This window comes from Streptomyces roseofulvus, from assembly GCF_039534915.1.
GTDB lineage: Bacteria > Actinomycetota > Actinomycetes > Streptomycetales > Streptomycetaceae > Streptomyces > Streptomyces roseofulvus.
Genome location: NZ_BAAAWE010000001.1, coordinates 7,465,544 through 7,488,061, shown reverse-complemented (window position 1 = coordinate 7,488,061; position 22,518 = coordinate 7,465,544). Strand labels below are relative to the sequence as shown.

The following is a 22,518-nucleotide window of genomic DNA, read 5'->3' as shown; positions in this document are numbered from 1 at the left end:
TCGGACAGCCCACGAAACATTACGGATCGGGCGGGGCCGTGTCAACCCCGCAGGTCGGACGACCCCTACGGGTGATCATGGCCGGAGGCTGGACACGACCTCGGCGGTGGCGGCCACGCCGTTCTGGATGGTGGGGGCCATGCTCGTGCCGGCCAGGAAGAAGCCGAGCAGGGCGCAGACGACGGCGTGGGTGACCTTGAGGCCGCCGCTGCGCAGGAAGATCACGGCCAGTACGAGGAGCAGCACCACGACGGAAACGGAAACGGCCATCGCTCTCACGTCCTTCTTCTGCCGCACCGGAATTGCGGCGTTCGGCGGACAGTGTGGCGGAATGGGCGATCCGTCCGGGGGAACGGCAGGGCGGCCATCCGGGTGACAGGCGAAAGGATCATGCACCGGGGTCCGGCGGCAGACAGTCCTGCCACTCCACCGTGCGGTCGCACCAGCGGTTCAGGAGGACGCGGTCGTGGCCGACGGCGAGGAGGCCGGCGCCGGTCCGTGCGCGGTAGGTCTCGACGGCGGCGACCAGGGCGGCCGTGGTGGAGGCGTCGAGCATGGCGGTCATCTCGTCGCAGACCAGCCAGCGGGGCTCCAGGCTGAGCGCGCGGGCGAGGCAGGCGCGCTGGAGCTGGCCGTCGCTGACGGCGTGGGGGCGGCGGGTGAGGAGTTCGGGGGTGAGGCCGACGGCGGGGGCCAGCTCGGCGACGCGGTCGGCCGCCTCCGCCTTGCGGCCGGTGGCGCGCAGGGGCTCGGCGATGAGGTCGGCGAGGGTGAGCCGGGGGTCGGCGGCGGTGCGGGGCTGCTGGAAGACGACGCCGACGGCGGTGCGCTGCGCGCGCGGGGCGCGGTGGCGCCAGGCGGTGACCTCGGTGCCGTCCAGGACGAGGCGGCCGGCGTCGGGGCGGTGGAGCAGGGCGGCGACGCGGGCGAGGGTGGACTTGCCGCAGCCGCTGGGGCCGAGGAGGCCGACGGCCTCGCCGGGGGCGACCGTGAGGGAGGCGCCGCGGAAGACCGGCTTGCGGGGTGCGTAGCCGGCGGTGACGGAGTCGAGTTCAAGCACGGGGTCGCTCCGGGTGGTGGCAGGCCACTCCGGCGCGGAGGGCCGGGATCGTGGCGCAGAGGTCGGTGGCGCGCGGGCAGCGCGGGGCGAAGGCGCAGCCGTCGGGGAGGTCGGAGAGTTCGGGCGGCATGCCCGGGATGGGGGTGAAGGCGCGGTCGGGGAGGGCGTCGAGGAGGCCGCGCGCGTAGGGGTGGTCGGGGCCGGTGGTGCCGAAGAAGCGGTGGGCGGGGGCGATCTCGACGATCCGGCCGGCGTACATCACGGCGACGCGGTCGGCGATGCGGGCGGCGGCGGTGAGGTCGTGGGTGATGAGGAGGAGTCCGCGGCCGTCGTCGGCGTGGCGGCGGAGTTCGTCGGCGGTGCGTTCGACGAGGTCGCGGTCGAGGCCGGTGGTGGGTTCGTCGGCGAGGAGGAGGGGGGCGTCGCCGATGAGGGCGAGGGCGGTGGCGGCGCGCTGGGCGAGTCCGCCGGAGAGCTCGTGGGGGTGGGCGTCGAGGTGGGTGGCGGGGAAGGCGGCGCGGTGCGCGGCGTCCTCGGCGGCTTTGCGGCGGCCGGAGCGCGGGGTGTCGGTGAGCGCCCGGACGGTCTCCTTCAGGTGGGCGCGGACGGTGCGGACCGGGGTGAGGTGGGCGGCGGGGCTCTGGGGGACGAGGCCGACGCGCCGGCCGCGTACCGATCGGGCGAGGGTCTTCTCGTCGGCGGCGAGCAGGTCGGTGCCGTCGAGCAGGGCCGTACCGCTGGTCTCGGCATTGGCGGGGAGCAGACCGAGGAGGGCGGAGGCGAGGACGGACTTGCCGCAGCCGGACTCGCCGACGAGGGCGAGGCACTCCCCCGGTGCCAGGTCGAAGTCGGCGTCGGTGACGGCGGCGACGGTGCGGCCGCCGCGGAGGCGGAAGCGGACGGTGAGTCCGCGGACGCTGAGGAGGGCGTCCCCGGCCCGTTCGGCGGTGACGGCGTCGAGGGCGCGCGCGAGACGGGAGTTCACAGCATCAGCTCCGATCGGCGGCGGGGGTTGAGGCGGTCTCGCCAGACGCCGGCGAGGCCGGCGATGGCGAGGGTGGGGACGATCAGGAAGAGGCCGGGGAAGAGGGTGGGCCACCAGTCGCCGGCGAGGAGGGAGGAGCGGGCGGACTGGACGAGGTTGCCGAGGCTGGCCTGGTGGCTGGGGAGGCCGAGGCCGAGGAAGGAGAGGGCGGACTCGTGCCACATGGCGTGCGGGACCATCAGGACGGCGGCGAGGCCGGCCTGGGGCAGGACCGCGGGGAGCAGGTGGCGGGTGGCGACGCGGCGGCGGGAGGCGCCGCCGGAGATGGCGGCCTCGATGTGGGGGCGGGTCCGCAGGGAGAGGACCTCGGAGCGGACGATGCGGGCGGTGGAGAGCCAGTGGGTGACGGCGACGGAGGCGATCACGGGCCAGACGCCGGGGCGGAAGAGGGCGACGACGAAGATGCCGAGGAGGAGGTGGGGGACGGAGGAGAAGGCGTCGACGAGGCGCATGAGGGTGCGGTCGGTCCAGCCGCCGAGGGCGCCCGCCGCCGCGCCGACGGCGGTGCCGAGGACGGTGGCGACGAGGGCGGCGACGAGGCCGACGAGCAGGGAGATCCGGAGGCCGTACACGCAGCGCAGGAGGAGGTCGCGGCCGACGTCGTCGGTGCCGAAGGGGTGGTCCCAGGAGGGCGGGAGGAGCTTCTGGGTGAGGTCGACGGCCTGTTCGTCGAGGTGGACGAGCGGGGGGACGAGGAGGACGGCGAGGACGACGGCGCCGACGACCAGCGCGGAGGTCCACAGGCGGAGGCGGTGGGTGCGGGGGTCAGCCATCGAAGCCCACCCTCGGGTCGGCGAGGCCGTAGAGGAGGTCGGAGAGGAGGTTGCCGAGGAGGACGGCCGCGGTGGCGAGCACGGTGAGGGCGGCGAGCAGCGGGAAGTCGACGGCGGTGGCGGCCTGGACGGTGGCGGCGGCGATGCCGGGCCAGCTGAAGACGGTCTCCACGAGGAGAGCTCCGGTGATGAGTTCGGGCACGCGGGAGCCGATGAGGGTGAGCATCGGGAGCATGCCGGAGCGCAGGGCGTGACCGGTGAGGACGGTGCGTTCGGCGAGGCCGCGGGCGCGGGCGCCGCGGACCGGGTCCTCGTCGAGGGCGTCGCCGACGCCCTGGCGGACGTAGAGGAAGAACCACGGCAGCTGGGAGACGCCGAGGACGAGGGCGGGCAGCACGAGGTGGCGGGCGACCTGGTCGGGGGTGACGGTGTCGCTGGCGGTGTCGGTGAGGCCGCCGGCGGGGAGGACGCCGAGTTCGAGGGCGAAGAACCAGATGGCGAGGAGCCCGAGCCAGAAGGCGGGGGCGGCTTCCAGGGTGTACGCGAGGGCGCTGACGGCGCGGTCGAGGAGGCCGCCGCGGCGGCGGCCGGCGAGGACGCCGAGGAGGGTGCCGAGGGTGATCGCGACGAGGAAGGCGGTGACGGCGAGGAGGACGGACCAGCCGAGGCGCTCGGTGATGACGTCGGCGACGGGGCGGCGCATGACGGCGGAGTCGCCGAGGTCGCCGGTGACGGCCGAGGTGAGCCATTCCCACCAGCGGGTGAGGAAGGGCTGGTCGACGCCGAGGTTGTGGCGGAGCTGGTCGAGGTTCTCCTGCGAGGCGGTGAGGCCGGCGGTGCCGGCGTACGCCTTGACGGGGTCGAAGGGGGAGGCTTCGGCGACCGCGAAGACGGCGAGGGTGACGCCGAGGAGGACGGGGACGGCGGCGAGGGCGCGCCGTCCCGTCATCCGGGCCATGGCCCCCCAGGGGAGGCGGCGGCTCACTTCTTCGTGTCTCCGGTCTTCTTGGGCTGCCAGGCTTCGACGTTCCACCAGGGGCCGGCGGCGAGGCCGTGGTCGTGGGGCTCGACCTGGGTGGTGAGGGGGGCGCCCTTGGCGTCGGAGGTCCAGGCGTCGTTCACGACGTAGAGGTGGTCGATGTGGGTGAGGAAGGTGTAGCCGGGGTTCTTGACGAGTTCGCGCTGGACGGTGTCGTACGCGGCCTTGCGCTTAGCCGGGTCGTTCGTGCGGCGGCCGTTGTCCAGGGCGCGGTCGACGGCCTTGTTGTCGTACCAGGCCATGTTGTTGAAGCCGTCGCCGGCGAGGGTGGACTTCAGGAGGAGGTACTGGTCGAAGTCGGGGTCGCCGGGCGCGCCGCCGCCGGCGAGGACCGCGTCGGTCTTCATGCGGGGTTCGATGACCTCCCAGGTGCCGGCCTGGGTCTTGATCTCGATGCCGGCCTTGCGGGCGTCGGAGGCGTAGGCGAGGGCGTGGTCCTGGCGGAGCTTGTCGCCGGAGAGGTACCAGAGGGGGAAGGAGGCGCGGACGCCGTTCTTGGCGCGGACGCCGTCGGGGCCGGGCTTCCAGCCGGCCTCGTCGAGGATCTTCTGGGCGCCGGCGAGGTCGTGGCGGCGCACGGTGCCCTGGGCGAACCAGGGGCTGTCGGTGGGGACGGGGCCGTAGGCGGGCTTGCCGGCGCCTTCGAGGATCTTGTCGACCATGGTCTGGCGGTCGACGGCGATGTCGAGGGCGCGGCGGACGGCGGTGTCGCCGGCGACGGGGTTGTGGGTGGGGAGGGTGACCGTGCGGTAGTCGTAGGTCCTGGCGGCGTAGGTCCGCTTGGCCTTGTCGTTCTGGAAGCCGGCGGCGAGGTTGGGCGGGAGGATGGCGCCGTCGAGGTCGCCGGCGCGCAGGCGGGTGGCGCGGACGTCGTCGTCCTTGATGATCGCCATGGTGAACCGCTTCACCGCGGGGGCGCCGTTCCAGTACTTCGGGTTGGCCTTGAAGGTGAGCTTCTCGCCCTTGGACCAGCCGGTGAGGACGTAGGGGCCGGTGCCTATGGGGTGGGTGGTGAAGGGGCCGGTGTTGACGTCCTGCCGCGCGGCGACGTGTTCGGGGGCGATGGCGTGGACGGTGCGCTCGGCGAAGGGCGCGTAGGGGTACTTGAGGCGGAAGACCACGGTGTCGTCGCCGACGGCCTCGACGCTCTTGAGGGCGTCGAGCTCGGTGCGGGAGGGGTTGTTGGTCTTCGGGTCGAGGATCGTCCGGTAGGTGAAGACGACGTCCTTGGAGGTGAAGGGAGCGCCGTCGCTGAAGGTGACGTCGTCGCGGAGGGTGTACGTGTAGGTGAGGCCGCCGTCGCTGATGTGCGGGAGCGTGCGGGCGAGGGCCGGCCGGAGCTTCATGTCGGCGTCGAAGGCGAGGAGCCCGTCGAAGATCTTGGAGTTGCCGTCCTTGCCGTAGCCGAGGAGGGGGCTGAGGGTGTCGGGCTCGTAGGCGATGCCGACGACCGCGGAGTCCTTGGGGCCGCCGGTGCCGGCGGTGTCGGAGCCGGGGTTGGTGCAGGCCGCGGTCGCGAGGGCGAGCGCCCCCGTGATCAGCGCGGCGGTCGCGCGGCGGACGGGTCGGGCGGCCATCGGGTCCACACCCCTTTTTGAAGATCAACTGTTATTGCGAGCAGTTCGCAATTAAACCGCACGGGTGCGGCGGGGCCCCCGGTGGGGTAGGCCGCCCCGGAGATCGACGACACCGGGAGGGGCCGATGGGCGACGGGTACGCGGACGGGGCGGCGGAGCGCGGCGGGGCGGGGGGCGTGCTGAGCGCCGCCGAGCTGTTCGACGGGGTGGGGCTGGACTACGAGCGGGCGTTCGGGCGGCTGCCCGCGCAGCTCGCGGCGGTCGAGTGGCTGACCGGGCGGCTCCCCGCCGGCGCGCGGGTGCTGGACGTCGGCAGCGGTACGGGACGGCCGGTCGCCGCGCTGCTCGCCGCGGCGGGGCACGACGTGACCGGGATCGACGTCTCCCGGACGATGGTCGAAGTGGCGCGGGAGCAGGTGCCCGGCGCGCGGTTCGAGCAGGTCGACGTCCGCGACCACGTCCCGCCGGAGGAGGGGTACGAGGCGGTGTGCGCCTTCTTCCCGCTGCTGATGATGGAGCGGGGGGAGCAGATCGCCGCCCTGCGCCGGATGGCGTCGTGGCTGGTGCCGGGCGGGCTGCTGGTGTCGGCGACGGTCCCGGCGGACGTCGAGGGCCTGGAGATCACCTGGATGGGACACCGGGCGCGCGTCTCCAGCTTCTCGGCCGAGGCGTACCTGGGGCTGCTGCGGGAGGAGTGCGGCCTGGAGGTCCTCCACCACGACCTGTCCGTCTTCACGCCCGCCGTGCCGGACGGCGAGCCCGAGGAGCACCTGTTCTGCTACGCGCGGCGGGGGCGGGGGCGGGAGAAGGGGGCGGGACGGTGAGGGGTGTGGGGGGATGAGGGGTGCGGGCGGATCAGGGCGGCGGGCGGGGGGCCGCGGTGGGTGAGGGGCCGCGGTGGGTGAGGGGCGCGGGCGGGTACGAGGCGCGGGCCGACCGGTGCGGTGCTCCGTCGTAGGAGGCGCCCCCCGACGAGGTACCCCGCTATGCGCAGTACTCCGCCGGACGAGGTGCGCCGGCCAGCGAGGCGCACCGCCCGGCAGGGCGCACCGCCCGGCAAGGCACGCGGCCTTGCGAGGCAGCTCATCGGACGACGTGCACCACCAGGTGAGGGGGTCCGGCGGGCGAGGTGCACCGCCGAGCGCGGCACGCGGCCCGGCAAGGTGCCACCGGACGCAGCGCGCCGCCGTGGGACCACTGCTTGGCGAGGCCCATCGTCGGGTGCCGCCCGCGGCCGGACGAGGCGTACCCCTTGGCAAGGGTCATCACCCAATGCGGCACGGCGCTGGGCGACGTACACCGCTGGGCACGCGCGCCGCCGGCGGGCGGACCACCCGCCGCGCAGCTCCGAGCGAGGCGCACCTCCGGCGCCCCGAAGGGTCGCCCGGCGGGACTCCGGAGGTGGCCCAGCGGGGCCCGGGAGGTGACCCGGCGGCGCCCCGCACGGGTGACCCCGGGAGGCCCCGGGAGGGTGGGCGAGCGGGGCCCCGGACGGGTGGCCCGGCGGGGCCCCGGGAGGGTGGCCCGCCGGGTCCGGTGGGCACCCGGACGTGGCCGGGGGCGCCTGGGGGTCAGGAAGGGGACGGGAGGTCGGTCAGGGTGGCGATCGTGTCTTGGTGGTGGCCGGTGGAGCCCAGGGCGAGCTGGTCGGCCTTGGCTCGTTTGAGGGCCAGGTGGGCCGGGTGCTCCCAGGTCATGCCGATGCCGCCGTGCAGCTGGACGCACTCCTCCGCCGCGCGGACCGCGACGCCGGAGCAGTACGCCTGGGCGACGGACACCGTGAGTTCGGCATCGATCGCTCCGGCGGCGAGGGCGTCGGCGGCGGCGCGGGCCGCGGCGCGGGCGCCGACGACGTCCAGCCAGAGGTGGGCCATCCGGTGCTTGAGCGCCTGGAAGGAGCCGACCGGGCGGTTGAACTGGTACCGCTCCTTGGTGTGGCGGACGGTCTCCTCCAGGCACCACTCGGCGAGCCCGAGCTGCTCGGAGGCGAGGAGCCCGGCGCCGGCGAGCAGCCCCCGGCGGACCGCGGCGCGCCCCGCCTCGGTGCCCGCGAGGCGGACCCCCGTGGCGTCGCGGGTGTCGACGACGGCCAGCGGCCGGGTCAGGTCGAGCGAGGACTGGCGGGTGACCGCGGCGTCCGCGGCGTCGACGGCGTACAGCCCGTCGGGGCGCGGCACGAGGAGGACGTCGGCGGCGACGGCGTCCGCGACGGCGGGCACGCGCCGTTCGGGGTCGCCCGGTTTCCGCGGGGCGGTGGAGAACGGCAGGGCGAGGACGGCGACGCGTTCGCCGCTCGCCAGCGCGGCGAGCAGGTCGGCCGCCGGGCCGCTGTCGGCGGCGAGCGCCAGCAGCGTCTCGGTCGCCACCACCGAGCTGGTGAGGTACGGGGCCGGGGTGACGGCCCGGCCGAGCTCCTCCAGGACCACCGCGGCCTCGCGGTGGCTCGCGCCCTGGCCGCCGAGCTTCTCGGGGACGAGAAGTCCGGCGGCGCCGATGCCGCCCGCGAGGGCCTCCCACAGGCCGGGGAGGTACGGGCTCGGCTCCTCGATCCGGCCGAGCACGGCCTGGGGGTCCGCCCGGTCGGCGAGCAGGGAGCGGACGGCGGCCCGCAGGTCGTCCTCGGTGTCGGAGTAGAGCAGATCCGGCTGTCGGGTCATCGGGCGAGGTCCTTCCAGGGGACGTCCTTGTCGTTGCGGGGCTCGGGCGGCAGGCCGAGGACGCGTTCGGCGACGATGTTGAGCAGCACCTCGGTCGTCCCGCCCTCGATCGAGTTGCCCTTGGAGCGCAGGTAGCGGTAGCCGGCGTCGCGGCCGGTGAAGTCGACCAGGTCGGGCCGGACCATCGTCCAGTCGCCGTACAACAGTCCCTCGTCGGCGAGGAGTTCGACCTCCAGGCCGCTGATGGCCTGGTTGAGGCGGGCGAAGCCGAGTTTCATGGCGCTGCCTTCGGGGCCGGGCTGGCCGGCGACGAGCTGCTGGCGGAGCCGCTCGCCGGTGAGCCGGGCCACCTCGGCGTCGACCCAGAGGTCGAGCAGCCGGCGGTGCAGGGCGTGGGTGCGCAGGTCGGGGCGGTCGCGCCAGACGCCGGCGGCCTTGCCGATCATGCCGCCCTCGCGGGGGATGCGGGCGCCGCCGATGGAGACCCGCTCGTTCATGAGGGTGGTCTGGGCGACCCGCCAGCCGTCGCCGACCTCGCCGAGGCGGTGGGCGTCGGGGATGCGGACGCCGGTGAGGAAGACCTCGTTGAACTCGGCCTCGCCGGTGATCTGGCGGAGCGGCCGGACCTCGACGCCGGGGTCGGTCATGTCGCAGACGAAGTAGGTGATGCCGCGGTGCTTGGGCTGCTCGGGGTCGGTGCGGGCGATGAGGATGGCCCAGCGGGCGGTGTGGGCGCTGGAGGTCCACACCTTCTGGCCGTCGACGATCCAGTCGCCGGTGGCCTCGTCGCGGACCGCGCGGGTGCCGAGGGCAGCGAGGTCGGATCCGGCGCCGGGCTCGCTGAAGAGCTGGCACCAGACCTCCTCTCCGGTCCACAGGGGCTTGAGGAAGCGGGACTTGACCTCGTCGGAGCCGTAGGCGAGGAGGGTGGGGGCGGCCATCCCGAGGCCGATGCCGATGCGGCGGGGGTCGTTGTCTTGGGCGCCGGCGGCGGCGAGTTCGGCGTCGACGACGGCCTGGAGGGCGCGGGGGGCGTCGAGTCCACCGAGGCCGGCCGGGTAGTGGACCCAGGCGAGTCCGGCGTCGAAGCGGGCCCGCAGGAACTCGGTCCTGTCGGTGGTGGCGGGCGGGTGGGCGGCGAGCAACGCCCGGGTGCGCGCCTGGAGTTCTGCGGCGTCGGTCATGCGCGGGCTCCTTCCGGGAGGACGACGAGGCGGCCGGTGGTGGTGCCGTCGGCGACGCGCTGGACGGCGTCGGCCGCGCCGGTGAAGGGGACGCGTTCGGCGACGAGCGGCTTGACGATCCCCTTGGCGGCGAGCGCGGTGAGGGTCTCGTGGCACTGGAGGACGGCGGCCGGGTCGCGCTGGACGTAGAGGCCCCAGTGGAGGCCGAGGATCGCGTAGTTCTTCACCAGGGCGTGGTTGAGGGCGGGGGCGGGGATGATGCCGCTCGCGAAGCCGACGACGACGATCCGGCCCTCGAAGGCGACGCACTTGGCGGACTGCTGGTAGGCGTCGCCGCCGACGGGGTCGTAGATCACGTCGGCGCCGCGGCCGCCGGTGGCGGCCTTGACGGCGGCGACGACGTCCTCGGAGCGGCGGTCGATCACCACGTCGCAGCCGAGGGCGCGGGCGACGGCGGCCTTGGCGGGGCCGCCGACCACGCCGATGACGGTGGCGCCGGCGGCCTTGCCGAGCTGGACGGCGGCGCTGCCGACTCCGCCGGCCGCGGCGTGCACGAGCAGCGTCTCGCCGGCCTGCAGGGCGGCGCGCCGGTGGAGGCCGAACCAGCCGGTCTGGTAGCCGATGTGGAGGGCGGCTGCCTCGGCGTCGTCGAGGGCGTCGGGGGCCGGGAGGAGGGCCGCGGCGTCGGCGAGGGCGTGGTCGGCGAAGCCGCCGTGCGGGAGGGCGGCGGTGGCGATGACCCGGCGCCCGTCCCGGGTCTCGCCGCAGATCTCGACGCCGGGGGTGAAGGGCAGCGGGGGGCGGACCTGGTAGTGGCCGCGGCAGAGCAGCGCGTCGGGGAAGTTGACGTTGGCGGCGCGGACCTTGAGGAGGACCTGGCCGGGCCCGGGTTCGGGGACGTCCACCTCCTCGCGGCGCATCACCGCGCCGGGTTCGCCGTTCTCGTGCACTCGCCATGCCTGCATCCGTCGAGCCTCCGTCCGTACCGAGCGGTCGGATCGCATACTAAGCGGTCGCTTGTGTCGGACGGAACAGCTCGGCCGGACTTCTTGGTCGGCGGGATTTCGGCGGGACCGCTCGGTCGGCGGCACGTGTCGCCCGCCGGGCCTCCTGCCGGTCGGCCTGCTCGGTCAGCCGGCCTTCTTGGGCCGGGCCCGTACGTGCATCCGCTCGCCCTGCGGGCCGAACAGGCTCAGGAACTCCACCGGCCCGTCGGCGGTGGGCCCGAACCAGTGCGGCACCCGGGTGTCGAACTCGGCGGCCTCGCCGGCCGCGAGGACCACGTCGTGCTCGCCCAGGACGAGCCGCAGCCGCCCGGAGAGGACGTACAGCCACTCGTACCCCTCGTGCACCCGCGGGTCCGGCTGCTCGGCCGCCGTCTGCTGGATCACCTTGTACGCCTGGAGGCCGCCCGGCTGGCGGGTGAGCGGATACATGGTGCGGCCGTGCCGGACGATCGGCCGGGCCCGCACCCGGGGGTCGCCGACCGGCGGGGCGCCGACCAGTTCGTCCAGGGCGACCTGGTGGGCGCGGGCGAGCGGGAGGAGCAGTTCGAGGCTCGGCTTGCGCTGCCCGGACTCCAGCCGGGAGAGGGTGGAGACGGAGATGCCGGTGGCGGCGGAGAGCTCGGCCAGGGTCACCCCGCGGTCGCGGCGGACCCGGCGGAGCCGGGGGCCGACCTCGGTCAGCACGGCGTCGATGCGGTCGTCGTCGGTCATGCGTCCAGTGTTGCAGAAACGGCAAGTCTTCTTGCCGGGATCGCCGCTTCCGGGTCACTCTCGCGGCATGAACGCACTCATGGACGAGAACACGTACGACGTCGTGGTGGTCGGCGGCGGGGCGGCCGGGCTCAGCGCCGCGCTGGTCCTCGGCCGGTCCCGGCGCCGCACCCTGGTCGTCGACGCGGGCGAGCCGCGCAACGCGCCCAGCGCCCACATGCAGGGGTACCTCTCGCGGGACGGGATGAGCCCGGCGGAGTTCCTGGCGGCCGGCCGCCGCGAGCTCCTCGCGTACGGGGTCGAGGTCCGCGCGGGCGAGGTGACGGCGGCGGTTCCGGACGGTGACGGCTTCGCCCTGACACTCGCCGACGGCACCGGGCTGTCCGCCCGGCGGCTGGTCGTCGCCACCGGTCTGGTGGACGAGCTCCCGGAGATCGAGGGACTGGCCGGGCGGTGGGGCCGGGACGTGCTGCACTGCCCGTACTGCCACGGCTGGGAGGTCCGCGACCGGTCCTTCGGCGTCGTGGCGCACCCGGCGATGCCGGCGCACCAGGCGCTGGTGGTGTCGCAGTGGTCCCCCGACGTGACCCTCTTCCTCAACGGCGCCGAGCTCGCCGGGCAGGACGCGCGGCTGCTCGCCGCGGCGGGTGTGCGGACCGTGCGGGGCACGGTCGAGGGGGTCACCGTCGAGGACGACCGGCTGACCGGGGTCCGGCTGGCCGACGGCCGCACCGTCGGCTGCGAGGTGCTCTTCGCGGCGGGGACGCGGCTCCTCCCCCGTGACGGGGTGCTGCGCCGGCTGGGCGCGGAGGTGTACGAGACCCCGTTCGGCTCCTTCGTGAAGATCGACGAGACGGGCCGGACCAGCGTCCCCGGCGTCTGGGCGGCGGGAAACGTGACCGGCCCGAACGAACAGGTCGTCAACGCGGCCGCGACCGGCTACCGGGCGGGCGTGACGATCAACGGCGAACTCCTGATGAGCGATCTGGCGGCACGGGCGGACGGCTTGGGCGACTGAGCGGGGTGGGGCGGGCGGAGGGTCGGGCCGCCGCCGTCCCTCGGCGAACGGCCAGACGGCCAGACGGCCAGGCGGCCAGGCGGCCGCTCGGCGAGCGGACGGGCTGGTGGCCCCCGGTCGGGGACAGGACCTGCCGGCCCGCCCACCGGCCGCGCGGCGGTCGCTCCCGGAGCGGACAGGCTGGTGCCGCCGGTGGGGTGGTCGGCCGACCGGCCGCGCCGGACGGTGCGCGGGCCGCGCACCTGTCGGCCGCGCCGGTCACGGGCCGATCGGCCTCGCCGGTCCGTCTGCCGGCCGGCCTGACCGGTCCGCTCACCGGTCGGCCCGGCCGGCCCCTGCGCCGGTCGGATGAACCGCGTCGGCAGCGGTCGCGTCGGTCGGGCGGAGGCCTGAGGATCGGCCATGGTGGCCGGAATCCGGCCCGGACGCAGGACGACGGAAGGACGGCACCGCCTCATGCTCGGCACCCAGTACACCCACGGCTCCCCCTGCTGGATCGATCTCGGCAGTCCGGACACCGCGACGGCGGCGGACTTCTACACCGCCGTCCTCGGCTGGGAGTACCGCTCGGCCGGCCCGGAGGCCGGCGGGTACGGCTTCTTCGAGCAGGACGGCGCGACCGTCGCCGCGCTCGGCCCGCTCACCGAGGAGGGCGCCCGCAGCGCCTGGACCGTCTACTTCCAGACCTCGGACGCGGACACCACACAGATGGTGACGGCCGCCGAGGGCGGCCGGGTCCGGGTGCGCGCCATGGACGTGATGGACGCGGGCCGGATGGCCGCGCTCACCGACCCGGGCGGGGCCGAGTTCGCCGTCTGGCAGCCCGGTTCGGTGCGCGGCCTCGACCGCACCTCCTCGCGGAACACCCTCGTCTGGGTGGAGCTCCACACGTCCGACCCCGAGGCCGCCCTCGCGTTCTACGAGTCGCTCTTCGAGTGGCGCTGGGCCCAGATGGAGGCACCCGGCATGACGTACCGGGTGATCTCCACCTCCGAGGGCGACCAGGAGGCGGCGTCGTTCGGCGGCGCCGCCGAGCTCCAGGACTCCGGCGAACGGTCCCGCTGGATCCCGTACTTCGAGGTCGAGGACGCCGACGGCACGGCGGACGCGGTGACCGTCTCGGGCGGCACGGTCCTGCTGCCGCCCGCGGACATCCCGGACGTGGGCCGCCTCGCCTGGTTCGCCGACCCCGCGGGCGCCGAGTTCGCGGTCCTCAAGCCGTCGCCGATGGGCTGACCGGCCGCCCTCAAGAGGTACGCGTCCGGCCGCGACGCCGGGCCCCGAGCATCAGTTCGTCCCAGCCGTGCGGAAGCTCGTGAGCGGGCGTCAGCTCGGCGATCACCTCGTCGCCGTGCCGCACGACGAGCAACTCCCGCTTGACCGTCGCCAGGGTGACGGCGGACCACGGGTGACTCCAGAGGCATGCGGTCCCGTCCCAGAACTGGAGCCGCCGCGTGGTCGAGCGCAGCTCGAAGCGCTCACCGTCGGAGCGCCGACCGGGCCGCCCGTCCACCTCCAGTGGGACGACGGCGTATCCGGCGAGGAGGGTCTCGGCCCCCTCCAGGGTCGAGTCCTTGAGCCCGACGTCCCTCCCCCACCGGGCCCCGACCCAGGCGAAGAGCGCCCCGCCCACGAGCGCCCCGGCCCCGGCGAACACGGGGCCACCGCCGAACCGGAGGAGGTCCGCTCCGATCTGGAGGAGTCCGTAGGGGACGACCGCGACGCCCACCACGGCGCCCCAGATTCCGCCCCGGATCGTCGCCCGCCGCACCCGGGGGTGCGCCGGGTCCACCGCTCGCCCTGCCGCGCCGCCCATCGTTTCCCCCGTTCCCCCCATGCCCCGCCCTGTCCTCTCCTGTCCGGTCCTGTCCGTCCCTCCGTCCGTCACGGACCTAGCGGGGGAACACCTCGAAGGTCACCGCCGGGCGGCCGCCGAAGCGGGCGGAGGCGCGGCTGGTGGTGGCGGTGACGAACTCGCGGACGTACTCCTCCGGTTCCTGGTCGGTCAGGGCCTCGATGTAGGCGCGGTGGCAGAGGAGGGAGGCGATCGCCCGGTCCAGGCCGGGGCCGGCGTCGACGGCGTGGGTGGGGGTGCTGGAGGCGGCGACGGCCACCCAGCGGACTCCGTCCCAGGGGGCGAGGCCGTGCTCGCCGAGTTCGGGGAAGATCCAGCGGTTGCCCGCGTCTGCCGCGGCGTCGAGGGTGGCGCGGCCGACGGCCACGTGGTCGGGGGTGTTCCGGGGCGCGCCCGGTCCGCCGCCCCAGGTGTCGCGGTGGTTGAGGGTGATGACGAGTTCGGGGCGGTGGCGGCGGATCGCCGCCGCGATGTCGCGGCGCAGCGCGGTGCCGTACTCGATGACGCCGTCGCGGTGGTCGAGGAACTCGACGGTGTCGACGCCGACGACGGCGGCGCTGTCCCGCTGCTCGCGCTCGCGCAGCGGCGCGCATACGTCGGGCGCGAGCGTGTCGATCCCGGCCTCGCCCCGGCTGACCAGCAAATAGACGACCTCCTTGCCGGCGTCGGTCCAGCTCGCGACGGCGGCCGCGCAGCCGTACTCCAGGTCGTCGGGGTGGGCGACGACGGCGAGGGCGCGCTGCCAGTCGCCGGGCAGCTCGGGCAGGTCGGGCAGCTCGGTGGCTCCGGTGTCGATCATGCCCGCAGGATACGGGCGGCGTCGGCCGCGGTGGGGCGGAACGCTCCGGCGAGGATGACGGAGCGTGAGACGTGGCGCGGGCGGTCGGGGTTGAGGCCGCGCCGCGCGGCGAGGGCGACGGCGAGCCGCTGGGCACGGACCAGGGCGGCGACCGGGTCGACGGCGTCGGCGGTGAACAGGGCTCCGGTGGACTCGACTTCCTCGCGGAGGCCGGCCGGGACGGGGCCGATGCACCAGACGAGGCTGGCCCGGTCGCTGACGCTGATCGGGCCGTGCCGGTACTCCATGGCCGGGTACGACTCCGTCCAGACGCGCGCCACTTCGCGGAGTTTGAGCGCCGCTTCGTCGGCGAGTCCGACGGTCCAGCCGGTGCCGAGGAAGGTGAACTGACCGCGTTTCTCCCAGTGGTGCGGGAGCGGTTCGTAGAGGGCGAGTTCGGCGTCGGCGACGGAGGGCGCGAGGTCCACCCCGAGTCCGGCGCGCAGCAGTTGAAGGGCGGTGGTCGCGAACCGGGTCTGGACGACGGAGCGTTCGTCGGCGAAGGAGAGGTCCACGACCCGGTCGGCGAGCCGGCCGGCGGGGCTGTCGGGGACGCCGGTGAGGACGAGGGTGGGAAGCCGTCCGGCGGCGCCCGCGAGGAGGTCGACGACCTCGGTGGTCGTACCGGAGCGGGTGAGGGCCACGAGGCGGTCGTAGTCGCGGCCGAGCGCGGTGCGTTCGGAGGCGGGGAAGGCGTCGGTCTCGCCCGCGCCGAGGGACTCCCGCAGGGCCGCGTAGGCGCGGGCGATCAGATAGGAGGTGCCGCAGCCGACGACGGCGATCCTCTCGCCGGGCCGGGGCAGCAGGTCGGCGAGCGGCCCGGCGAGGGCGGCGGCGCGGCGCCAGCAGTCGGGCTGGCCGGCGATCTCGGCGGTGACGTGTGACGCTCTCATGGAGCGATTTGTAGCGGCCGGGGCCGGGTCGGACCATGTGCGATCGGGGTCCGGCGCTTGGACTTTCGGAAAGCGCCGGACCCGTGCCGTACCGGATGCGCCGTCAGAGTTCGCCGCGGGAGAGCGCGAGCAGCCGGTCGAGGACGCGGGGGCCGCCGGCGCGCACGCCGTCGTGCTCGAACTCGTCGGTGACCCAGGTCCGCAGGCCGCGGATCGCGGCGGCGGTCTCCAGGGAGTGGGCGGTGTCGACGTACATGTCGTCGTGGTACACGGCGGCCGCCACCGGCACCCGGTTGGCGGCGAGCGCGTCGGGGTCGTACAGCGGGGTCCAGTCGTCCCGTTCGGCGAGGAGTTCGGCGGTCTCGCGCAGCGGGCGGAGGGCGGGGTCGGTGGTGAAGTGCCAGGGGTGGACGGTCTCACCGGTGAGGAGCACGGGCCGGCCGTCGGCGAGCGCCGCGGCGGCGTCGAACTCCGGGAAGTCGGCGCGGACCCGCTCGGCGGCCCAGGCGGTGGGGCCCTGGCCCTGTGCGTAGATGGCCTCGTGGAGGACGGCGTAGAGCGGGTGGCCGGCGTACGAGAGGTGGGCCTGGACCTGCTCCAGGAAGGCGTCGGCGAGGGCGGGCCCGGTGGGGGTCGGCACGAAGGCGCCCTCCAGGAGGTGGTGGAGCTGGTGGGTTCCGTCGCCGGAGCCGAGGAGGATGCCGAGGGACTGGAACGCCTCGACGGTGAGGAGGCCGCCGCCGGGGAGGGTGACCTCGTGGTCGAGGAGGTGGGCGGCGATCGCGCGGATGCGTTCGGCGTCGCGCGGGTAGCGGGTGAAGTGGGCGTCGTTCTTGCGCCGGACGCGCGGGTAGGCGGCGGTGTAGACGTCGTCCGCGGTGGCGTCGAGGGACGGCAGGCCGCCGGTGATCAGGACCCGCTCCAGGCCCTCGGGGGCGGTGGAGAGGTAGTGGACGGCGCAGAAGCCGCCGAAGCTCTGGCCGAGGACGGTCCAGGGGGCGCCGCCGGTGAGCCGGCGGCGGATCAGTTCGGCGTCCTTGACGATGGAGTCGGCGCGGAAGTGCGTGAGGTACGCGGCCTGGGCGGCGGCATCGCCGCGCAGCGGCAGGGTCTGGCGGTTGGCGGGGGTGGAGCGGCCGGTGCCCCGCTGGTCGAGGAGGAGCACCCGGAACTCGCGGACGGCTCGGCCGATCCACGCCTGTCGGCCGATGAAGCGGCGGGCGCCGAAGCCGGGACCGCCCTCCAGGTAGAGGAGCCAGGGGCGGCGGTCGCGCTCGGCGTCGCCGAGGCCGGCGGCGACGAGTTCGCGGCCGTAGACCTCGATCTGCTCGCCGTCGGGGCGGGCGTGGTCGAGGGGGACGGGGAAGTGGTGGTCGGTGACGACGACGCCGGGCTGGCGATAGGTGGTCAACGGTGCTCCTGCTGCTGGTCCTGCTCTCCGTGCTCCCCCGCTCGCACAGTGGATCACAGTCCGCCGCCGGTCGCCCCACCGCCCCACCGGCCACCGGCCCGCGCCCGCCGGTCCACCGGCGCCCGCCGGTCCACCGGCGCGCCCGCCGGCACCGATCACCGCCGCCGCGTCTTCGCCGCCGCGTGACCGCGCGTGCGTCACCGCTCCTGCATCACCGCGATGACGTTGCCGGCGGGGTCGGTGAACCAGGCGATGCCCGCCGGGCCGGCCTCGCCGTCCCCGGGCCGGACGACGCCCTTGTCGTCGGCCTCGAACTCGGGGTAGCGCTGGAAGGCGGCGCCCCGGGTGACCAGGTCGTCGACGGCCCGGTCGATGTCGTCGACCTCGAAGTTGAGGACCGTGAAGGAGGCGGGGGTGTGGTTCTCCTTGGGGTAGACGAAGACCCGGGCCCCGCCCGGCAGGGTCAGGAACAGCATCCGCATGTCCCCGGTGCCGGAGTCCTCCACGGTCAGACCGAGCTGGTCACCGTAGAAGTGCCGGGCGGCGTCCAGGTCGTCCACCGAGAAGCTGCTGTACGCCGTCGTCTCGCCGAACATGGTGTGCTCCCTTCCGGGGCCCCGGGCGGCGGGGCGCCCACCCTTCCAGGATCCGCCCGTTCGGCGCGGGGCGCTCAGGCGCGCGAGGCCCGGGACGGCGGGCTCAGGGCGCGATCGGCAGCTGCCGCTTGTGCTCGGTGAGGTCGTAGCGGCGGACGATCGCGGCGTAGGCGGCCTCGTCGACGGGCTTGCCCTCCAGGAAGTCGTCGATGTCGTCGTACGTGACGCCGAGCGCGTCCTCGTCGGGCTTGCCGGGGTCCAGGGTCTCCAGGTCGGCGGTCGGGACCTTCCAGACCAGCCCGGCCGGGGCGCCCAGCTCGGCGGCGACGGCGCGGACCCGCCGCTTGGTGAGGCCGGTGAGCGGGACGAGGTCGGCGGCGCCGTCGCCGAACTTGGTGAAGAAGCCGGAGACGGCCTCGGCGGCGTGGTCGGTGCCGACGACGAGGCCGTCCTGGGCGCCGGCCACCGCGTACTGGGCGATCATGCGCTGCCGGGCCTTGATGTTGCCGTGCACGAAGTCCTGGTGGTGGGCGTCTCGGAAGGTCACGCCGGCGGCGAGGGCCGCGTCGAGGGCGGCGTCGCTGGCGGCCTTGACGTCGACGGTGAGGACCTGGTCGGCGCGGATGAAGTCGAGGGCGGTCTGCGCGTCCTGCTCGTCGGCCTGGACGCCGTACGGCAGCCGCATGGCGTAGAAGGTGGCCTCGTGGCCGGCGGCGCGGGCGCGCTCGACGGCGAGCTGGCAGAGCCGGCCGGCGGTGGTGGAGTCGACGCCGCCGCTGATGCCGAGGACGAGCGAGCGCAGTCCGCTGCTGGTGAGGCGCTCGGCGAGGAAGGCCACCCGGCGCTCGATCTCGGCGGCCGGGTCGAAGGTCTCGGAGACCTGGAGCTCCCGGGCGATCTGCTGCTGGCGGGCGGTGGGCGCCGGGTCGGTCACGGAAATCTCCTCGTCGGGACGGGTACGGGCGACCCCTCCGACTTTACGGGGTGCCCGACGGTCCCCGGTCCTCCGGCTCCGGGGCGCAGAGCACCTCGACGCGCTGGACGAGGTTGTTCGCGAAGCCGCCGCGGTTCCAGGGCGCGGCGAGGGGCTGGACGCGGCCGGTGGCGTCGGTGGCGCGGACGGCGAGGTGGCGCAGGCCCGGGGTGGCGGTCCAGGTGGTGCGCCAGGCGGCCCAGGCCCAGGGGTGGGCGGGGTCGGGAACGACCTCCGCGTCGGTCCAGGCGGCGCCGCCGTCCTCGCTGACCTCGACGCGGACGACGGGTCCGTGGCCGGACCAGGCGCGGCCGGTGAGCGGCACGGGGCCGGGCCGGACGACGCGGGCGCGGGTCATGAAGTCGGGGAAGCCGGGCGGGGCCAGCAGGGCCCGGGGCGCGATGAGGGTGACGGGCTCGCCGGGTTCGCCCGGCTCCTGCCGGAGGCGGTAGGCGGTGGACTGCTGGAAGCCGGTGTAGGGCGTCGCGGTGAGGGTGATCTCGCGCAGCCACTTCACGTGGGCCATGCCGTACCAGCCCGGGACGACGAGCCGCAGGGGGCTGCCGTGCTGGGGCGGCAGCGGGGCGCCGTTCATCTCGTACGCGACGAGCACGTCCCGGCCGGGGTCGGCGGCGGTGGCGAGCGGCAGGGAGCGGCGGTAGTCCTGCTCGACCCCGCGCTCGACGCCGTGGTCGGCGCCGGTGAACACGGCCTCGACGGCGTCCTCGGCGACGCCGGCCGCGTCGAGCAGGGCGGCGAGCGGGACGCCGGTCCACTCGGCGGTGGAGACGGCCTCGACGAGCCACGGCTGGCTGACGGGCCGGGGCGTGAGCCGGGCCCGGCCGTTCCCCGCGCACTCCAGGGTGACGCGCCGGGTCACGACGGGCAGGTCACGCAGCGCGGCGAGGTCCAGTTCGAGCGGCCGCAGCACCCGCCCGCCGACGGTGAGCCGCCAGTCCTCGGCGTCGGTGTCGGGGATGTCGTAGTGCACGAGCACGTAGTGCAGCCCCGGCGGCGTGACGTCGTACCGCAGGGCCTCCAGCGGAAGCCCGTGGTTGCGCGTGGCGAGGCCGAGCTCGTCGGCGCCGATCCCCTCCCCCGGCCCGGCGACCCGCGCCGGACCGCTGACGGCCCCGAGATCTCCCAGGCTCCGGTCCATGCCTCCATGGTGCGCCGCCCCCGCCCCGGACGCCTGGGGACGCCCGGGGCGCGGAGGCGCCGACGGCGGAGGGGCGTTTATCCGGTCGCGTGCCGGGACGGTGCCGTTGTAGGTTCCGAGCGCTCGCGGCTGACCCGGGCGGACGCGGCGGCGGTGTTCGGGGTGGCGGTGGCGCGGCGCGCGGAGCGGGCCGATCTGGTGGAGTTCGGCTGGACCAGCCGGGCGGTGGAGTACGCCCCGGACGAGCCGCTGCTCGACGTGGCCGGCCGGTTCGGGCGGCTGGGCGGCACCCACACGGCGAAGGCGCTGCGGGAGCACTACGACGGGCACGACCGGGTGCTGGTGGTCACCGACGAGCAGGCGGCACCGCCGTACGGGGCGGCCGTGCCGCCGCCGGTGCCGAAGTCGGTCCCTCTGTACACGTGGAACCTGGCGGGCTACCGGCCGGCCGGGGGCGAGACCGGCCGGCGCCGGTACACGTTCGGTGGTCTGACGGACGCCGCCTTCCGGATGGTCGGCCTGGTGGAGGCGGGGGCGGAGGCGGCCTGGCCGTGGACGGCGGAGGCGGCGGCCGGGGAGGGCTGAGGTCCTGGGGCCGGGCGGCGCGGCGGGTCAGGGGCCGTCCGCGAGGGCGCGGTCGAGGCCGGACTGGGGCAGGTCGGTGAGGGCGCGGAGGAAGATCTCCTCGTAGGCGGGTTCGCCCAGGGTGGCGCGGACGCCGGCGGTGTAGTGGGCGTGGAGCGCGCGCAGGCCGGGCAGGCCGCGGCGGGGCTGGCCGGTGGCGCGCCAGTACGCCTCGCCGGTGCCGGAGACGTCGGCGGCCCGTTCGCCGTCGCCGGCGGCGGCGTAGGCGGTGGCGAGGACGTCGAGGCCGAGGGCGACGCCGAGGCCGGCGCCGAGCGCGCGGGTGCCGGCGAGCATGGCCCGGGCATGGGCCGCCGCGGCGGCCGGGTCGCCCTCCAGGAGGCCGGTGAGGGCGAGCTGGTACTCCAGGGCGGTGCGGGTCCAGTGTTCGTCGAGGGTGTCGCAGAGGGCGCGCAGGGCGAGCGCCTCGGGGCGGGCCTCGGCGAGCCGGCCGAGGCCGGTGAGGGCGAAGACGCGGACGAGGTGGCAGCGGAGGGTGGCGGCGGAGTCGGCCGGGCGGCCGCGGGCCGAGGCGAGGACGTGGTCGACGACGACGAGGGCGGCCTGGGCGCGGCCGGTGGTGAGGGCGAGGAGGCCGGCGAGGGCGGCGGCGTCGAGGGTGAGTTCGCCGGGGCCGTACGGCTCCGGGGCCGTCCAGGGCCGCTCGGGCGGGTGCTCGGTGTGGCGGGCCTCGCGGGCGCAGCGTTCGGTGACGGACTGGGCGGTTTCGAGGTCGCCCTGGAGGACGAGGGTGACGCCGAGGGCCCACAGGGCGCGGGTGCGGGCGCGGCCGCGGGCGTCGCTGAGCAGGAGGGCCTGTTCGAGGCCGTCGCGGGCCTCGCGGAGCCGGCCGCGGCAGGACCAGGCGAAGGCGACGGAGCCGACGAGGTCGAGGGCGGCGTCGGGGTCGGTGCGCAGCAGGTGGTCGAGGGCGGTGCGCAGGTCGGTGTGGTGGGTGTCGACGGCGCGGTACCAGTGGAGCTGGCGGCTGCCGTGCCAGGCGGCGGGGCCCTGGCCGGCGAGGGCGCGGAAGTGGGCGGCGTGGCGGGCGGCGACGGTGCCGGTCTCGCCGAGCCGGTCGAGCCAGCCGGCGCCGTACTCGCGGATGGTGTCGAGGAGCCGGTGGCGTCCGGCGGTGTCGGCGGGGCGGACGACGGAGGCGCGGACGAGTCCGTCGAGGGCGGCGGGCAGGGTGTCGGGGGTGAGGGGGCCGCCGGTGCAGACGGCGGCGGCGGTGGCGAGGTCGAAGGGGCCGCGGAAGACGGAGAGGCGGGCCCAGAGGAGCCGTTCGAGGGGGTCGGCGAGTTCGTGGCTCCAGCCGATGGCGGCGCGGAGGGTCTGGTGGCGGGCGGGCCAGACGCGGTCGGGGTGGGCGAGGAGGTCGAAGCGGGCGTCGGGGGGTGCGGTGAGGCGGCTGCCGAGCTGGTCGCGGACGGCTTCGGCGCCCTGGAGCCGGATCTGGGCGGCGGCGAGTTCCAGGGCGAGGGGTATGCCTTCGAGGCGGACGCAGATCTCGCCGGCGGGGCCGGTGGCGGGGAGGTCCTCGCCGGTGGCGGTGCGGAGGAGGGCGAGGGCGTCGTCGCCGGTGGGCGGGAGCGGGTCGAGGACGACGGTGTGTTCGCCGGGGACGCCGAGGGGGCGGCGGGAGGTGGCGAGGACGGTGAGGCCGGGGGCGGCGTCGAGGAGTTCGGCGACGAGCCGGCCGCAGGCGTCGGCGAGGTGGTCGCAGCAGTCGAGGACGAGGAGGAGGCGGGTGCCGGCGAGCCGTCGGCGCAGGGCGCCGGAGTCGGTGCCGGGGGTGTGGTCGGCGAGGTCGACGGAGTCGGCGACGAGGGCGACGAGGAGCCGTTCGCCGTCGAGCTGTCCGAGGTCGGCCCACCAGGCGCCGTCGGGGTGATGGTGGCGGACGCGGTGGGCGGCGCGCAGCGCGAGGCGGGTCTTGCCGACCCCTCCGACGCCGGTCACGGTGACGAGGCGGTGCTCCGCCAGCGCGGCGGTGAGGCGCTTCAGTTCCGTGCGGCGGCCTGCGAAACCCGGGTTCTCGTCCGGTAGATGTCCACGCACGCGAGCAGTGTCCTACAGGTCGGCGCCGAAAGCC

General features: G+C 75.5%; 22 protein-coding genes. 4 read left to right on the top strand and 18 right to left on the bottom strand.

Annotated features, from left to right (window positions below; translation table 11 throughout):
* Nucleotides 1-75: 75 nt before the first annotated feature.
* The 6 genes from ABFY03_RS34465 to ABFY03_RS34440 all read right to left on the bottom strand — a co-directional run bounded on the left by ABFY03_RS34465 (nt 76) and on the right by ABFY03_RS34440 (nt 5,494).
* Complete coding sequence (locus tag ABFY03_RS34465; RefSeq protein ID WP_031007597.1) at nt 76-270, bottom strand: hypothetical protein; 195 nt, start codon at nt 268-270, stop codon at nt 76-78.
* A 118-nt stretch (nt 271-388) separates the two neighbouring features.
* Complete coding sequence (locus ABFY03_RS34460) at nt 389-1,060, bottom strand: ABC transporter ATP-binding protein (protein ID WP_346171822.1); 672 nt, start codon at nt 1,058-1,060, stop codon at nt 389-391.
* Complete coding sequence (locus tag ABFY03_RS34455) at nt 1,053-2,045, bottom strand: ABC transporter ATP-binding protein (RefSeq protein ID WP_346171821.1); 993 nt, start codon at nt 2,043-2,045, stop codon at nt 1,053-1,055. Before ABFY03_RS34455 ends, ABFY03_RS34460 begins: the two co-directional genes overlap by 8 nt.
* Complete coding sequence (locus tag ABFY03_RS34450) at nt 2,042-2,878, bottom strand: ABC transporter permease (protein ID WP_319009961.1); 837 nt, start codon at nt 2,876-2,878, stop codon at nt 2,042-2,044. The genes ABFY03_RS34455 and ABFY03_RS34450 overlap by 4 nt, the downstream gene beginning before the upstream one ends.
* A complete protein-coding gene (locus ABFY03_RS34445; RefSeq protein ID WP_319009960.1) occupies nt 2,871-3,863 on the bottom strand; it encodes an ABC transporter permease in 993 nt (330 codons plus the stop codon). The genes ABFY03_RS34450 and ABFY03_RS34445 overlap by 8 nt, the downstream gene beginning before the upstream one ends.
* A complete protein-coding gene (locus tag ABFY03_RS34440; RefSeq protein WP_346171820.1) occupies nt 3,860-5,494 on the bottom strand; it encodes an ABC transporter substrate-binding protein in 1,635 nt (544 codons plus the stop codon). The genes ABFY03_RS34445 and ABFY03_RS34440 overlap by 4 nt, the downstream gene beginning before the upstream one ends.
* Nucleotides 5,495-5,619: 125 nt before the next feature.
* On the opposite strand from ABFY03_RS34440, the gene ABFY03_RS34435 reads away from it, so the two are divergent.
* Nucleotides 5,620-6,318, top strand: coding sequence for a class I SAM-dependent methyltransferase (locus ABFY03_RS34435; protein WP_346171819.1), 699 nt, complete (start codon nt 5,620-5,622; stop codon nt 6,316-6,318).
* Between the two features lie 747 nt (nt 6,319-7,065).
* On the opposite strand, the gene ABFY03_RS34430 is transcribed toward ABFY03_RS34435, so the two are convergent.
* The 4 genes from ABFY03_RS34430 to ABFY03_RS34415 form a co-directional block, all read right to left on the bottom strand.
* The gene (locus ABFY03_RS34430; protein ID WP_346171818.1) at nt 7,066-8,151 is read right to left on the bottom strand and encodes an acyl-CoA dehydrogenase family protein; all 1,086 of its coding nucleotides are present in this window, start codon (nt 8,149-8,151) and stop codon (nt 7,066-7,068) included.
* A complete protein-coding gene (locus ABFY03_RS34425) occupies nt 8,148-9,335 on the bottom strand; it encodes an acyl-CoA dehydrogenase family protein (protein WP_319009956.1) in 1,188 nt (395 codons plus the stop codon). The genes ABFY03_RS34430 and ABFY03_RS34425 overlap by 4 nt, the downstream gene beginning before the upstream one ends.
* Nucleotides 9,332-10,300 (bottom strand): NADPH:quinone oxidoreductase family protein, encoded by a 969-nt coding sequence (locus ABFY03_RS34420; RefSeq protein WP_346171817.1) that lies wholly within the window; start codon nt 10,298-10,300, stop codon nt 9,332-9,334. Before ABFY03_RS34420 ends, ABFY03_RS34425 begins: the two co-directional genes overlap by 4 nt.
* 165 nt (nt 10,301-10,465) lie before the next feature.
* On the bottom strand, nt 10,466-11,053 hold the full coding sequence (locus tag ABFY03_RS34415) for a helix-turn-helix domain-containing protein (RefSeq protein WP_346171816.1): 588 nt from the start codon (nt 11,051-11,053) through the stop codon (nt 10,466-10,468).
* Between the two features lie 67 nt (nt 11,054-11,120).
* Here ABFY03_RS34415 and ABFY03_RS34410 point away from each other — a divergent pair, with 67 nt between their 5' ends.
* Nucleotides 11,121-12,071, top strand: a complete 951-nt coding sequence (locus ABFY03_RS34410) for an NAD(P)/FAD-dependent oxidoreductase (protein ID WP_346171815.1) — start codon at nt 11,121-11,123, stop codon at nt 12,069-12,071.
* 456 nt (nt 12,072-12,527) lie between these two features.
* Nucleotides 12,528-13,307 carry a VOC family protein gene (locus ABFY03_RS34405; protein WP_346172351.1) on the top strand — a complete coding sequence of 260 codons (780 nt, stop codon included), beginning with the start codon at nt 12,528-12,530 and terminating at the stop codon, nt 13,305-13,307.
* A 10-nt stretch (nt 13,308-13,317) separates the two neighbouring features.
* On the opposite strand, the gene ABFY03_RS34400 is transcribed toward ABFY03_RS34405, so the two are convergent.
* From ABFY03_RS34400 to ABFY03_RS34370, 7 genes are all read right to left on the bottom strand, one after another.
* Nucleotides 13,318-13,908, bottom strand: a complete 591-nt coding sequence (locus tag ABFY03_RS34400; RefSeq protein ID WP_346171814.1) for a hypothetical protein — start codon at nt 13,906-13,908, stop codon at nt 13,318-13,320.
* A 55-nt stretch (nt 13,909-13,963) separates the two neighbouring features.
* Entirely contained in the window at nt 13,964-14,725 is a 762-nt protein-coding gene (locus tag ABFY03_RS34395) for a PIG-L deacetylase family protein (RefSeq protein ID WP_319009951.1), read from the bottom strand.
* Nucleotides 14,722-15,657 (bottom strand): SIS domain-containing protein, encoded by a 936-nt coding sequence (locus ABFY03_RS34390; protein WP_319009950.1) that lies wholly within the window; start codon nt 15,655-15,657, stop codon nt 14,722-14,724. Before ABFY03_RS34390 ends, ABFY03_RS34395 begins: the two co-directional genes overlap by 4 nt.
* Nucleotides 15,658-15,760: 103 nt before the next feature.
* On the bottom strand, nt 15,761-17,068 hold the full coding sequence (locus ABFY03_RS34385; RefSeq protein ID WP_346171813.1) for an alpha/beta fold hydrolase: 1,308 nt from the start codon (nt 17,066-17,068) through the stop codon (nt 15,761-15,763).
* A 197-nt stretch (nt 17,069-17,265) separates the two neighbouring features.
* A complete protein-coding gene (locus ABFY03_RS34380; protein WP_319009948.1) occupies nt 17,266-17,664 on the bottom strand; it encodes a VOC family protein in 399 nt (132 codons plus the stop codon).
* Between the two features lie 103 nt (nt 17,665-17,767).
* Nucleotides 17,768-18,598 (bottom strand): ammonia-dependent NAD(+) synthetase, encoded by an 831-nt coding sequence (gene nadE, locus ABFY03_RS34375; protein ID WP_319009947.1) that lies wholly within the window; start codon nt 18,596-18,598, stop codon nt 17,768-17,770.
* A gap of 43 nt (nt 18,599-18,641) precedes the next feature.
* Nucleotides 18,642-19,796: a sulfite oxidase gene (locus tag ABFY03_RS34370; RefSeq protein ID WP_346171812.1), complete on the bottom strand. Its 1,155-nt coding sequence runs from the start codon at nt 19,794-19,796 to the stop codon at nt 18,642-18,644.
* A 162-nt stretch (nt 19,797-19,958) separates the two neighbouring features.
* Between ABFY03_RS34370 and ABFY03_RS34365 the strand changes: the two genes are divergently transcribed.
* The gene (locus ABFY03_RS34365) at nt 19,959-20,381 is read left to right on the top strand and encodes a hypothetical protein (protein WP_386723509.1); all 423 of its coding nucleotides are present in this window, start codon (nt 19,959-19,961) and stop codon (nt 20,379-20,381) included.
* A 27-nt stretch (nt 20,382-20,408) separates the two neighbouring features.
* Here ABFY03_RS34365 and ABFY03_RS34360 read toward each other — a convergent pair whose 3' ends face one another.
* Nucleotides 20,409-22,484, bottom strand: a complete 2,076-nt coding sequence (locus ABFY03_RS34360; protein ID WP_346171811.1) for an ATP-binding protein — start codon at nt 22,482-22,484, stop codon at nt 20,409-20,411.
* Between the last annotated feature and the right edge of the window lie 34 nt (nt 22,485-22,518).

What these genes read in the sequence shown, in the direction of transcription:
- ABFY03_RS34465 (WP_031007597.1), bottom strand. Translation starts at nt 270, where the DNA reads ATGGCCGTTTCCGTTTCCGTCGTGGTGCTGCTCCTCGTACTGGCCGTG.
- ABFY03_RS34450 (WP_319009961.1), bottom strand. Translation starts at nt 2,878, where the DNA reads ATGGCTGACCCCCGCACCCACCGCCTCCGCCTGTGGACCTCCGCGCTG.
- ABFY03_RS34440 (WP_346171820.1), bottom strand. Translation starts at nt 5,494, where the DNA reads ATGGCCGCCCGACCCGTCCGCCGCGCGACCGCCGCGCTGATCACGGGG.
- ABFY03_RS34435 (WP_346171819.1), top strand. Translation starts at nt 5,620, where the DNA reads ATGGGCGACGGGTACGCGGACGGGGCGGCGGAGCGCGGCGGGGCGGGG.
- ABFY03_RS34430 (WP_346171818.1), bottom strand. Translation starts at nt 8,151, where the DNA reads ATGACCCGACAGCCGGATCTGCTCTACTCCGACACCGAGGACGACCTG.
- ABFY03_RS34425 (WP_319009956.1), bottom strand. Translation starts at nt 9,335, where the DNA reads ATGACCGACGCCGCAGAACTCCAGGCGCGCACCCGGGCGTTGCTCGCC.
- ABFY03_RS34420 (WP_346171817.1), bottom strand. Translation starts at nt 10,300, where the DNA reads ATGCAGGCATGGCGAGTGCACGAGAACGGCGAACCCGGCGCGGTGATG.
- ABFY03_RS34415 (WP_346171816.1), bottom strand. Translation starts at nt 11,053, where the DNA reads ATGACCGACGACGACCGCATCGACGCCGTGCTGACCGAGGTCGGCCCC.
- ABFY03_RS34410 (WP_346171815.1), top strand. Translation starts at nt 11,121, where the DNA reads ATGAACGCACTCATGGACGAGAACACGTACGACGTCGTGGTGGTCGGC.
- ABFY03_RS34405 (WP_346172351.1), top strand. Translation starts at nt 12,528, where the DNA reads ATGCTCGGCACCCAGTACACCCACGGCTCCCCCTGCTGGATCGATCTC.
- ABFY03_RS34400 (WP_346171814.1), bottom strand. Translation starts at nt 13,908, where the DNA reads ATGGGGGGAACGGGGGAAACGATGGGCGGCGCGGCAGGGCGAGCGGTG.
- ABFY03_RS34395 (WP_319009951.1), bottom strand. Translation starts at nt 14,725, where the DNA reads ATGATCGACACCGGAGCCACCGAGCTGCCCGACCTGCCCGAGCTGCCC.
- ABFY03_RS34390 (WP_319009950.1), bottom strand. Translation starts at nt 15,657, where the DNA reads ATGAGAGCGTCACACGTCACCGCCGAGATCGCCGGCCAGCCCGACTGC.
- ABFY03_RS34380 (WP_319009948.1), bottom strand. Translation starts at nt 17,664, where the DNA reads ATGTTCGGCGAGACGACGGCGTACAGCAGCTTCTCGGTGGACGACCTG.
- ABFY03_RS34370 (WP_346171812.1), bottom strand. Translation starts at nt 19,796, where the DNA reads ATGGACCGGAGCCTGGGAGATCTCGGGGCCGTCAGCGGTCCGGCGCGG.